General features: G+C 73.1%; 11 protein-coding genes and 1 pseudogene. 10 read left to right on the top strand and 2 right to left on the bottom strand.

All coding sequences use genetic code 11. The features are described from left to right. The 9 genes and pseudogenes from AN218_RS24505 to der form a co-directional block, all read left to right on the top strand. Nucleotides 1-285: pseudogene (locus tag AN218_RS24505) on the top strand (hypothetical protein); the annotation flags it as partial. A gap of 92 nt (nt 286-377) precedes the next feature. Continuing rightward, nucleotides 378-1994: a segregation/condensation protein A gene (locus AN218_RS24510; RefSeq protein ID WP_171908782.1), complete on the top strand. Its 1617-nt coding sequence runs from the start codon at nt 378-380 to the stop codon at nt 1992-1994. Continuing rightward, the gene (gene scpB / locus AN218_RS24515; RefSeq protein WP_070019104.1) at nt 1991-2788 is read left to right on the top strand and encodes an SMC-Scp complex subunit ScpB; all 798 of its coding nucleotides are present in this window, start codon (nt 1991-1993) and stop codon (nt 2786-2788) included. Before AN218_RS24510 ends, scpB begins: the two co-directional genes overlap by 4 nt. Continuing rightward, the gene (locus tag AN218_RS24520; RefSeq protein WP_070019105.1) at nt 2788-4056 is read left to right on the top strand and encodes a pseudouridine synthase; all 1269 of its coding nucleotides are present in this window, start codon (nt 2788-2790) and stop codon (nt 4054-4056) included. The genes scpB and AN218_RS24520 overlap by 1 nt, the downstream gene beginning before the upstream one ends. A 170-nt stretch (nt 4057-4226) precedes the next feature. Beyond that, on the top strand, nt 4227-4589 hold the full coding sequence (aroH, locus tag AN218_RS24525) for a chorismate mutase (protein WP_070019106.1): 363 nt from the start codon (nt 4227-4229) through the stop codon (nt 4587-4589). 108 nt (nt 4590-4697) lie between these two features. Beyond that, complete coding sequence (locus AN218_RS24530; RefSeq protein ID WP_070019107.1) at nt 4698-5792, top strand: prephenate dehydrogenase; 1095 nt, start codon at nt 4698-4700, stop codon at nt 5790-5792. Between the two features lie 170 nt (nt 5793-5962). Next, the gene (gene cmk, locus AN218_RS24535) at nt 5963-6712 is read left to right on the top strand and encodes a (d)CMP kinase (RefSeq protein ID WP_079132542.1); all 750 of its coding nucleotides are present in this window, start codon (nt 5963-5965) and stop codon (nt 6710-6712) included. After that, a complete protein-coding gene (locus AN218_RS24540; RefSeq protein WP_070019109.1) occupies nt 6709-7365 on the top strand; it encodes a lysophospholipid acyltransferase family protein in 657 nt (218 codons plus the stop codon). Before cmk ends, AN218_RS24540 begins: the two co-directional genes overlap by 4 nt. A gap of 92 nt (nt 7366-7457) precedes the next feature. Then, the gene (gene der / locus AN218_RS24545) at nt 7458-8933 is read left to right on the top strand and encodes a ribosome biogenesis GTPase Der (protein ID WP_070019110.1); all 1476 of its coding nucleotides are present in this window, start codon (nt 7458-7460) and stop codon (nt 8931-8933) included. Nucleotides 8934-9023: 90 nt separating this feature from the next. Here the strand turns inward: der and AN218_RS24550 are convergent, their stop codons facing one another. Next, on the bottom strand, nt 9024-9308 hold the full coding sequence (locus AN218_RS24550; protein ID WP_070019111.1) for a hypothetical protein: 285 nt from the start codon (nt 9306-9308) through the stop codon (nt 9024-9026). Nucleotides 9309-9517: 209 nt separating this feature from the next. Continuing rightward, complete coding sequence (locus tag AN218_RS24555; protein WP_070019112.1) at nt 9518-10507, bottom strand: hypothetical protein; 990 nt, start codon at nt 10505-10507, stop codon at nt 9518-9520. Between the two features lie 293 nt (nt 10508-10800). Here AN218_RS24555 and AN218_RS24560 point away from each other — a divergent pair, with 293 nt between their 5' ends. Further along, nucleotides 10801-12051 (top strand): glycosyltransferase family 4 protein, encoded by a 1251-nt coding sequence (locus tag AN218_RS24560; protein WP_070019113.1) that lies wholly within the window; start codon nt 10801-10803, stop codon nt 12049-12051. Nucleotides 12052-12187 lie beyond the last annotated feature (136 nt).

Below are 12187 nucleotides of genomic sequence, written 5' to 3' on the forward strand. Positions count from 1 at the left end.
CCGGAGCCCAGGGGCCGCCAGGCCGCGGCCGGTTCGGTACGGCGCGGCGGCCGCGGCGCCAACCGCCGCCCCAGCGGACGCGAACGGCACGACGAGAAGATCACCGTGTACGTCTCGGCGGAAGAGCTGATGGACCTGGAGCACGCGCGGCTCGTGCTGCGCGGCGAACACGGCCTCGCCGTGGACCGGGGACGCATCGTGCGCGAGGCCGTCGCCGTGGTGCTGGCGGATCTGGAGTCCCGCGGCGACGCGAGCATCCTCGTACGGCGGCTGCGGGGGCGCTGAGGCGACTGTGCGCCACCGTCTCTTGCGAAAGCGCGGGCACATGAGTGAGCCGGACGCCTGCGACCGGCTCCTCCCCAGTACGCTGCCCCGCGATGCCCAGTCCTGACGACCACACCGACGCGACCCCCCGTACCGGCCGCCGCACCCTGGGGCGGGGGCCCGGCGCGGTGCCCTCCGGGGAGGGGCAGCGCGGCCCGGTGGTCGAGCCGGTCAGCAGACTCCTGGAGTGGGACCGGGAGCAGGAGCAGGACCCGGGAGGCCAGGACCGGGGACAAGACCAAGAGCGGGGCCAAGACCAAGACCACGGGCAGGACCAGGAGCGGGAACCGGTACGGGAGTCCGAGCCGGTGCAGCAGCCCGAGCCCGAGCCCGAGCCCGAGCCCGAGGCGGAGTTCGTACGGGAGCCGGAGCCTGAGTCCGAACGGCCGGGCCCGGAACCGGAGTCGGAGGCGGAGGCGGAGGCGGAACCCGACCCGGAACCCGTACGGGAATCCGCACCGGAGCCGGAGGCGGAACAGGTCGCCGAGCCCGTACAGCCGCAGCCGTCCGGAACGGCGTCCGACGTGGCCCTGGACACGGCCCCTGACACGGCACCCGAGGCGACAGCGAAGGCTGGGCCCGGCACCGCATCGGCCGAGACCGAGGAGCAGCCCGACGACGGCCGCTTCAAGGTCGTCCTGGACAACTTCGAGGGCCCCTTCGACCTCCTCCTGCAACTGATCTCCAAGCACAAGCTGGACGTCACCGAGGTCGCGCTCTCCAAGGTCACCGACGAGTTCATGGCCTACATCCACGCCATGGGCCCCGACTGGGACCTCGACCAGACCACCGAATTCCTCGTCGTCGCCGCGACGTTGCTCGATCTGAAGGCCGCGCGTCTGCTGCCCGCCGCCGAGGTCGAGGACGAGGCGGACCTCGCGCTGCTGGAGGCCCGCGACCTGCTCTTCGCGCGACTGCTCCAGTACCGCGCGTACAAGGAGATCGCCGGGATCTTCGCGGACCGCATGGCACAGGAGGCGCACCGCCACCCCCGTACGGTCGGACTGGAGCCGCACCACGCCGAGTTGCTGCCCGAAGTCGCCATCAGCATCGGCCCGGAGGGCTTCGCCCGGCTCGCGGTGAAGGCGATGCGCCCGAAGCCGAAGCCGCAGGTGTACGTCGAGCACATCCACGCGCCGCTGGTGAGCGTGCGCGAACAGGCCGAGGTCGTGGTGTCGTTGCTGCGCGAGCTGGGCGAGGTCAGCTTCCAGCGGCTCACTCGGGACGCCCCGGACACCCTCACCGTCGTCGCGCGCTTCCTCGCCCTGCTGGAGCTCTACCGCGAACGGGCCGTCTCCCTCGAACAGGAGGAGGCGCTGGGGTCGCTCATGATCCGCTGGGACGGTACGGAGAGCACCGAGCCGCTGGTGACGGACGAGTTCGACCAGGAGCCGGGCGAGCGCAGCGAGGAACAGGACGCGAAGAAGGACGGGAAGCAGGACGAGAAGAAGCAGGACGCGAAACAGCAGCCGGAACGGGAGCCGGAACACCCGCAGCCGGAGGCGGAGCAGACTCCGGAGCGCGAATCGGAGCACGGTCCGGAGCAGACACCGGAACCGGAGTCGGACGCAGAGCCGGACTCGGAGCCGGACTCAGAACCTGCCGCGGAGGCCGAGCAGCAGCCGGAGCCGGAAGCGGAGTCCGCGCCCGGGGAGGAGATCCAGGCATGAGCGAGGAGACGTACGAGATCCAGGAGGCGGCGGCGGACGTCCTCCCGGAGCCGGCCCCGAATCCGGACCCGGGCCCGGAGTCTGACGCGGTTCCCTCCGCCGAGGGCGCGGACGCAGACCCGGCGGGGGACGGTTCCGCGGACCCGGACGGCGCCGGGGAGGCCGAGGACGTCGAGGGCGTCGCCGCGCTGGAGCTGAAGCCGGCCCTGGAGGCCGTGCTCATGGTCGTCGACGAGCCGGCCACGGAGGAGCATCTCGCGAAGGTGCTGCAACGCCGCCGCCGTGAGATCGCCGACACCCTGCGGGAGTTGGCCGACGAGTACGACCGGCAGCACCGGGGCTTCGAACTGCGTCTGGTCGCCGAGGGCTGGCGCTTCTACACGCGCGCCGAGTTCTCCGAGGCCGTCGAGAGCTTCGTACTGGACGGGCAGCAGGCACGGCTGACGCAGGCCGCGCTGGAGACGCTCGCCGTGGTCGCCTACCGGCAGCCCGTCAGCCGCTCCCGGGTCTCGGCCGTACGCGGCGTCAACTGCGACGGCGTGATGCGCACGCTGCTGCAGCGGGGGCTGGTCGAGGAGGCGGGCGCGGAACCCGAGACAGGTGCGATCCTGTACACGACGACGCATTACTTCCTGGAGCGGCTGGGCCTTCGCGGCCTGGACGAGCTTCCGGAGCTGGCGCCCTTCCTCCCGGAGGCGGACGCCGTGGAGGGGGACTCCCAGGAAGGCATGCCGTCGTTCGACGTCGACGACAGCGGCGACGAAGTCCACGACAGAACGCAGACGGAACACTGATGCGAAGCAGCGGCAACAGCGGCGGCAACCGGAAGAACAGGAGCGCGGGCGGCAGGCAGTCCCCCCGCGCCGCCGGAGGGGGTACGGGCAGGCAGCAGCGGGCGGGCCGTCCCCGCCCGGAGGAGCGCCGCTACGGCCAGGGCGAGGGCCCCGGCTCGGCGGGCGCTGGCGGAGGCAGGTCCGGCACCTCCCGGAACGCACCGAAGGCGGGCGGCAAGGGCGGCCCCGGCCCCAAGTCCCCCGCCAAGGGCGGCTCCCCGAAGGCGTCAGCCAAGAGCGGTCCGAAGTCCTCGAAGCCCGCGAACAACTCCGCGAAGGGCGGCCCGAAGAGCACGACCGCGCGCGGCGCCGCGGCCCGTAGCGTCGCGGCGAAGAACGCCGCCAAGAGCGGCCCCCGCAAGGTCACGGCCAGCGGCGCCCCCAAGGCCCGCGCCCGTAACGCCTCCGCGCCCGCGCGTCCCCGCGAGTACGAGGCGCAGATCGAGGAGCGCAACCGCGCCCGTCACGCGGGGACCGCCCGCAGCCTCCCCAAGACCTTCGGCGACCAGGACGGCGAGCGCCTCCAGAAGGTGCTGGCCCGTGCGGGCATGGGCTCCCGCCGTGCGTGCGAGGAACTGATCGAGCAGGGCAGGGTCGAGATCAACGGTGCGATCGTCGTCGAGCAGGGCGTTCGCGTCGACGCCGGCAAGGACGAGATCAAGGTCGACGGGCTGACCATCGCCTCGCAGTCGCACGTCTTCTTCGCGCTCAACAAGCCCGCGGGCGTGGTCGCGTCGATGGAGGACCCGGACGGCCGCCAGTGTCTCGGCGACTACGTGCAGAACCGCGAGACCCGCCTCTTCCACGTCGGCCGTCTCGACACCGAGACCGAGGGCCTCATACTCCTCACCAACCACGGCGAGCTGGCCCACCGGCTCACCCATCCCCGCTACGGCGTGCGGAAGACGTATCTCGCCGCGATCCAGGGCCCGTTGCCGCGCGATCTCGGCAAGCGCCTCAAGGACGGCATCCGTCTGGAGGACGGCCACGCACGCGCGGACCACTTCCGCGTCGTGGAGAACACCGGCAAGAACTACCTCGTGGAGGTCTCCCTGCACGAGGGCCGCAAGCACATCGTCCGCCGCATGCTCGCCGAGGCCGGTTTCCCGGTCGAACGGCTCGTGCGGACCCGCTTCGGGCCCATCGCGCTGGGCGACCAGAAGTCGGGCTGGCTGCGGCGCATGACGAACACCGAGGTCGGGATGCTGATGAACGAGGTCGGCCTCTAGCAGATGGCGGGGTTTCGCCGCTCCCCGCGTCCGCGGCGGCCGCCGTCTCAGTGTGCGGTCGCCGGGACGCCCGCCTCCCGCGCGGATCTACGCTGGCGAGCGGCACGTGCCCAGGCACTGAGCACTGGGCACTGGCACTGGCAGACACCGGAAGCAGGGAGCGGGCAGGCGTGGCGGTACGAGCGGTACGGGGAGCCGTCCAGTTGGAGCGGGACGACGCGGGTCACATGCACGAGCAGGTCTCGGCGCTGATGACCGGCGTGCTGGAGCGCAACGGCCTGACCACGGACGACCTGATAAGCGTCTGGTTCACGGCCACCCCCGATCTGCACAGCGACTTCCCGGCGGCCGGCGCACGCAAGCTCGGCATCGCGGACGTCCCGCTGATCTGCGCGCAGGAACTCGACGTCGCCGGCGCGATGCCGCGCGTGGTGCGGGTGCTGGCGCACGTCGAGACGGAGCTGCCCAAGTCGCGGATCAACCACGTCTATCTCGGGGCGGCCGCGGCGCTCCGCAAGGACATCGCCCAGTGAGACGGGGACCGGCAGCGGGCACTCCGTAAACCGGCGGCCCGTGCCGCACACGGCACCCCGCCCGACGATCCTCAGCCCATCACCCAGCCCGAAGGACATCGACCGGCAATGCGTACCGCGCACGTCATCGGCACCGGCCTCATCGGCACTTCCGCCGGGCTCGCCCTCACGGGCCGCGGCGTACGCGTGCTGCTGAGCGACACCGACCCGGAGCGGGTCCGTACGGCGGCCTCGCTCGGGGCCGGCACGGTCGGCGAACCGGAGCCGGGGGAGCCGGTCGACCTCGCGATCGCGGCCGTGCCGCCCGCGCACGTGGCCCGCGTCGTCGCCGACGTACAGCGCCGCGGCCTGGCCCGTGCCTGCATCGACGTGGCCAGCGTCAAGGGCGGTCCGCGGCGCGAACTGCTGGAGAGGGGCGGCGATCTCACCGGCTACCTCGGCAGCCACCCGATGTCGGGCCGCGAGCAGAACGGCCCGCTCGCCGCGACCGCCGACCTCTTCGAGGGCCGTCCCTGGGTGCTCACGCCCACCGGCGAGACCGACACCGAGGTACTCAACCTCGCGCTGGAGCTGATCGCGCTGTGCGGCGCGGTCCCCGTGGTGATGGACGCCGACGCCCACGACCGCGCCGTCGCGCTCGTCTCCCACACACCGCAGTTGCTCTCCAGCATGATCGCGGCCCGGCTGGAGTCCGCCGACGAGACCGCCGTACGCCTCTGCGGCCAGGGCATCCGCGACGTCACACGCATCGCGGCCTCCGACCCCGCGATGTGGGTGGAGATCCTCGCGGCCAACCCCGGCCCCGTCGCGGACATCCTGGCCGACGTCGCGGGCGATCTCGACGAGGCCGTACGGGCGCTGCGCGCCCTGGGCTCGGCCGACGAGGACAAGCGCGGCGACGGCGTCGCGGGCATCGAGAGCGTGCTGCGCCGCGGCAACGCGGGCCGGTCCCGGGTGCCCGGCAAGCACGGCCAGGCACCGGCGGCCTACCGGACCGTCGCGGTCCTCATCAGCGACCGGCCGGGAGAGCTGGCCCGCATCTTCGCGGACGCAGGGTCGGTCGGCGTCAACGTCGAGGACGTACGCATCGAGCACGCCACCGGCCAGCAGGCCGGCCACGTTCAGCTCATGGTCGAGCCCGGGGCGGCGGCGCTGCTGGAGACGGCGCTGCGCGAACGCGGCTGGTCGCTCCGGCAGCAGTGACCGTCCGCGGGGAGCGGTACGGGTACGCGCGTACGGGAAGAGGCCATGGGGCCGCCCGCCCGTGACAGGGCGCCGGGAAGGGGGCCCGTACCGAGCCGGTAGCCTGGTTCCGGGCCGGTACGGCACGGCCCCCGACCCCCAGCCCGTGTTCGAGAAAGGTCCCCCTCAGCGTGTCAGCAGTGATTGTCGCCATCGACGGCCCCTCCGGCACGGGCAAGTCCAGCACCTCGAAGTCGGTCGCGGCGGCGCTCGGTCTGAGCTACCTGGACACGGGCGCGCAGTACCGCGCCATCACCTGGTGGATGCTCTCCAACGGCGTCCCGGTGGACGACCAGGCCGCCGTCGCGGCGGCCGCGGGCAAGCCCGTGATCGTCTCCGGCACCGACCCGGCGGCCCCGACGATCGCCGTCGACGGCGCGGACGCCTCGGTGCCGATCCGTACCGAGGAGGTCACCGCGGCGGTCAGCGCGGTCAGCGCCGTGCCGGAGGTGCGTACGCGCATCACCGCGCTCCAGCGTTCCATCGCGGCGGAGGCGGCCGGCGGCATCGTCGTCGAGGGCCGGGACATCGGCACGACCGTCCTCCCCGACGCCGACCTCAAGATCTTCCTCACCGCCTCCCCGGAGGCACGCGCCGCCCGCCGCAGCGGAGAGCTGAAGGGCAAGGAGGCCACGGACGTCTCGGCCACCCGGGAGGCGCTGATCAAGCGGGACGCCGCCGACAGCGGCCGTAAGACCTCCCCGCTGAAGAAGGCCGACGACGCCGTCGAGGTCGACACCACGGAACTCACCCTGGAACAGGTCGTCGAGTGCGTCGTGACGCTCGTGGACGAGGCCGTCGCGGCGAAGGCCGGGCGGGACGCACCGGCGGGACGTACGGACGGCGAGAAGGACGAGAAGGCGGGGCAGATCTCCCCGTGACCTCGACCGGCTCCGCCCCCGGCCCCCGCGGGGCAGCGGCCGGGCGCCGGATCGGCGTGGGCCTGATGTACGGACTGTGGCGCCCGCGCGTGCTGGGCGCCCGGCGCGTTCCGGCGAGCGGGCCCGCGATCCTCGCCGTCAACCACTCGCACATCGTCGACGGCCCCATGCTGATGGGGACTTCACCGCGTCCCGTGCACTTCCTCATCAAGCAGGAGGCGTTCAAGGGGCCCCTCGGCTCCTTCCTCCGCGGCATCGGGCAGATCGCCGTGGACCGGGAGAGCACCGACCGGGCCGCGGTCCTCGGCGCGCTGGGCGTCCTGGAGCGCGGCGGGGTGCTGGGCATCTTCCCCGAAGGCACGCGCGGCGAGGGCGACTTCGCCTCGCTGCGCTCGGGCCTGGCGTACTTCGCCGTACGCTCGGGGGCGCCCGTCGTGCCCGTGGCGGTGCTCGGCAGCAACGACGTGCCGGGCCGCGTCGTCCCGGCGCTGCCCGCGCTGCGGCGGCGCATCGACGTCGTCTTCGGCGACCCCTTCGAGGCCGGCGACGGCAGCGGACGGCGTACGCGCGCGGCGCTGGACGAGGCGACGGTGCGCATCCGGCGCCGCCTCACCGACCACCTGACCGAGGCACGGCGGACCGCGGGCCGCTGACCGGGCGGCCGGGCGAAGACTTGCAGCAGCCGCGGTGCGGAACCTCCGCACCCGGCGGACCACTTGAACATGAACGGCGAGGACGAGACCGCATGGACGACAACGGACAGCACGGCACGGACGAGCCCGGGCACGACCACGGTGAGCTCGGCGACGCCGAGTTCGACCGGTTCATGGAGCTCGCCGCCGAGGAGGGCTTCGACGCCGAGGAGGTGGAGGAGGCCCTCGACGAGGCCGCCCAGGGGCCGTTGCCCGTACTCGCCGTCGTCGGACGCCCCAACGTCGGCAAGTCGACACTGGTGAACCGGGTGCTCGGCCGCCGCGAGGCCGTCGTGGAGGACCGCCCCGGCGTGACCCGCGACCGCGTCACGTACGAGGCCGAGTGGGCCGGGCGCCGCTTCAAGGTCGTGGACACCGGCGGCTGGGAGCAGGACGTGCTCGGCATGGAGGCGACCGTCGCCGCACAGGCCGAGTTCGCCGTCGAGGCGGCGGACGCCGTGATCTTCGTCGTGGACGCCCAGGTCGGTGCGACGGACACGGACGAGGCCGTCGTACGGATGCTCCGCAAGGCCGGAAAGCCCGTGGTGCTGTGCGCCAACAAGGTCGACGGCCCCACCGGGGAGGCCGACGCCGCGTATCTGTGGGGCCTCGGGCTCGGCGAACCCCACCCCGTCTCCGCCCTGCACGGGCGCGGTACCGGCGATCTGCTCGACGTCGTGCTGGAGGCGCTGCCCGAGGCGCCCGAGCAGACCTTCGGCGCCCGCACCGGCGGTCCGCGGCGGGTCGCTCTCATCGGCCGCCCGAACGTCGGCAAGTCCTCGCTGCTGAACAAGGCGGCGAAGCAGGAGCGCGTCGTCGTCGACGCGACCGCCGGCACCACCCGCGACCCGGTCGACGAACTGATCGAACTGGCCGGAAAGAACTGGATGTTCGTCGACACGGCGGGCATCCGCCGACGCGTGCACCTCCAGGAGGGCGCGGACTACTACGCGTCGCTGCGCACCGCCGCCGCGCTGGAGAAGGCCGAGGTCGCGGTCGTCCTGATCGATGTGACCGAGCCGATCAGCGTGCAGGACCTGCGCATCGTCACCATGGCCGTCGAGGCGGGCCGCGCGCTCGTCATCGCGTACAACAAGTGGGACAGCCTGGACGACGAGCGCCGCTTCTATCTGGAACGGGAGATCGAACGCGACCTGGTGCAGGTGCGCTGGGCGCCCCGCGTGAACATCTCGGCCCGCACCGGGCGGCACCTGGAGAAGCTGGTGCCCGCCCTGGAGACCGCGCTCGCGGGCTGGGAGACGCGGGTGCCGACGGGGAAGCTCAACGCCTTCCTCGGCGAGATCGTCGCCTCCCACCCGCACCCCGTGCGGGGCGGCAAGCAGCCCCGCATCCTCTTCGGCACACAGGCGGGCACCCGGCCGCCGCGCTTCGTGCTGTTCGCCTCGGGCTTCCTGGAGGCCGGGTACCGGCGCTTCGTCGAGCGGCGGCTGCGCGAGGAGTTCGGCTTCGAGGGGACGCCGATCCATATGTCGGTGCGGGTGCGCGAGAAGCGCGGCAAGAAGAGGTAGCGGGGGAGCGGGAAGACGGACGGCGGGGCCGGGGAGCCGCCCCCGGCCCGGCGGAGACGGACCGCTACGTCGCCGGTCGGTCCGTCGGGATCAGTACGTCTGGTTCCGGTTCTGGCTCTGGTTCTCACGGGAGCCCGGCGGCAGCGCCGCCTGTACATGCCCCGCGCGGCGCGGAAGCGCCTCCTGCGGCCAGTCGTCGCCCCAGCTCCCCGTGCCGGTGCCGTGCACCGTGCCGAAGCCCTCGAAGCGCAGCTCCTCCTCGCCGGTGCGGTCGCCGGGGAGCGTACGGAAGAGCCTGCTGTACTCCGCGTACAGGGCGTCGTAAATGGGCGTGGGCGAAGGGTTGTTGGCCGGGGAGTCGTGGCTCGGCCGCATGGCGGGGATGCCCAGGCCGGGGCCTCTGCCGTGGTCGCGGTAGGGACGGGGGGCACGGGAAGGTTCGTAAGGCTGCACGTCTGGGCCAACGACGGTGCCGCCCCGCGGATGCGGGGCGGCACGGCGAATGACCTGTTCGCACGGGTGGGCCGTCGGCCGCCCGTACGAACCGTCCGCGCACACCGCCGGCGCGAACCGGAAGGCCCGCGTCAGGACCCGGCGAGCGGCATCGCCGCCGCGACGAGCACTCCTTGCGCGGCGGCCTGCACCAGCGCCTCGCGCAGCAGGTCCTCGCGGGGCTGCTGCCCGATGGAGCCGACGGGCGCCGCGTACACGAGGACCGAGTTGCTCTGGTTCGCCGCCGCGCGCCAGCCGTCCGTGACGAGCAGCGCCTGATGCGCCTGCCACCAGATGTTCTGCTGGAGGCTGCCTCCGGCGGGCGGCTGGAGGATCGCGTGGAGCTGGCCCATCGCGACGAGGACGGACCAGCCGGGCACCGGCGTGGGCGGCCGGGAGAGGCCGGAGACCGGCTGGAAGCCCTGCTCGATCAGGAGCGGCAGGAAGTCGTCGCCCTGTCCGTCGGAGCCGGGGCGGGCGATGCGGGCCGTCGGTTCGACGACGACGGCCGCGTGCAGGGTCTCGCCGATCGAGATCTGGCCGCAGGTGACGCCCAGTACGGCGCGCTCCGCCGCCGGAACCGCCGTCTGTGCGGGGGACATTGGGGGCTCGGGCGCCACCGGGGCGGTGTGCGCGGGTGCGACCGGAGCGCCGGTGGCGATCGGTGCCGACGGCACGGAGGGCGCGGGGACCGTCTGCTGGTGCTGCGCCGCGGCGTGCGCCGGTGCGGGAACGGTTCCGTGCGCGGCGGCCGGGGCGGGGGCCGCGGCAGTCGCCGGGGCTTGTGCCTGTGCGTGGGCCTGGGCCGGTGCCGCGCCGGCGGTGATCGTACGGACCGCGTTCTGCACCTCCTCCTCGGAGACCTTCACGATCTGGGAGGGGATGCACGTGGCGTGGGCGAACGCGAGCACCGCGGTCTCGTCGCCCACGAACAGGACCGTGCTCGTGCGGACTTGGCCCGTGTCGCCGGGAGCGCGGCACGAGCTGCAGTCGTAGGCGCCGGGGGCGTTGTCGCCCGCGAGCAGCCGGTTGGCTTCGTCATCGCCGATCTCGGCACGTACGGCGTCGCTGACATCGAGCATGGGGGACACGTGGGCTCCCTGGACGTTCGGTTCTTGTCCGTATGAACAACGGGGGAGCCGCGTCCCCGGTCACGCGTCCGCGGACGGGAATCGCGGCGCCGCTGGCGGGCGCGTCGGCGCGGGCCCGAACGCCCTGCACGGCGCCGGTTCCCGGAGTTTCTTCACGATGTCGGAACACTTTCGGAACAAGGGCGCGATAGTGCCCAACCCCCGGGCCCCCAAGCCGGTCTAGGCAGTGACAGACGGGTAGTTCGGGGGAGCGAACGCTCTACAAGCGTGGGGGTCGGGGCAAGATGCATATTTCGTTTTTGCTCAACAGCGGGTACGGAATGGGGGGCACGATCCGTACGACGTTCAATCTCGCGCGGGCGCTGGCCGAACAGCACGACGTGGAGGTCGTCTCCGTCTTCCGGCACCGGGACCGGCCGTTCTTCGATCCGGGTCCCGGCGTCCGGCTGCGCGCGCTGGTCGACCTGCGCCGGCACAGCCCCGCATACGACGGCGCCGACCCCGAACACGCCCTGCCCGCCCGGGTGTTCCCGCGCGGCGACGGACGGTACCCGCAGTACAGCGCGCTGACCGACCGCCGTATCGCGCAGCATCTGGGGTCCACCGGGGCGGACGTCGTCATCGGCACCCGGCCCGGACTGAACGCCCACATCGCGCGCCAGACGCGGCACGGCACCGTACGCCTGGGCCAGGAGCACCTCACCCTCGCCACACATCCCGCGCGGCTGAAGCTGATGCTGCGCGACACCTATCCGCGGCTGGACGCCCTGACGACGGTGACGGAGGCGGACGCGCGGGACTACCGGCGGATGCTGCGGCTGCCGGGGGTGCGGATCGAGGCGGTGCCCAACAGCGTGCCGGCGCCGGGGGTGCGTCCGGCGGACGGGACCGCCAAGTGGGTCGTGGCGGCAGGGCGGTTGGCCCCGGCGAAGCGTTACGACGTACTGATACGGGCCTTCGCCGAGGTGGTGGCGGAGCGTCCGGACTGGGGGCTGCGGATCTACGGCAGCGGCCGGGAGCGGGACCGGCTGCGGGCGCTGATCGGCGAACTGGGCCTGTACAACCATGTGTTCCTGATGGGGGCGGCGCATCCGATCGAGGCGGAGTGGGCCAAGGGGTCGATCGCTGCGGTCACTTCGAGCCTGGAGTCGTTCGGGATGACGATCGTGGAGGCGATGCGCTGCGGGCTGCCGGTGGTGGCCACGGACTGTCCGCACGGTCCGGGGGAGATCATCCGTGACGGTGCGGACGGGCTGCTGGCCCCGGTCGGTGACGTGCCGGCGATCTCGCGGGCACTGCTGCGGCTGATCGGCGACGACGCGCTGCGGCACCGCATGGCGCGGGCCGCGCTGGTCTCCTCCGCCCGCTTCGATCCGTCCGAAGTCGCCACCCGCTACGAGGACTTGCTCACCTCGCTCGTCAAACGGCGCGGCAGCACGCTGCACCGCGGACGCGGCGCGCTGCTCTCGGGCGCCTACGCCGCGAAGGACGCCCTCGTCGGCCGGGGGCTCGCACTCCAGGGAGGACGGGCATGACGACGCACGCCACCGGCATCACGGGCGGCAGCACGGTACCGGCCGACATCGCACCGGCCCACGCCGCACCGGCGCATGCCGCGCCGCTCCCGCCCGGGGCCCAACTCCCGCCCGTCGCCGGGGCGTCGGCGCGGCG

The sequence above is a fragment of the Streptomyces nanshensis genome (assembly GCF_001751255.1).
Taxonomy (GTDB): Bacteria; Actinomycetota; Actinomycetes; order Streptomycetales; family Streptomycetaceae; genus Streptomyces; species Streptomyces nanshensis_A.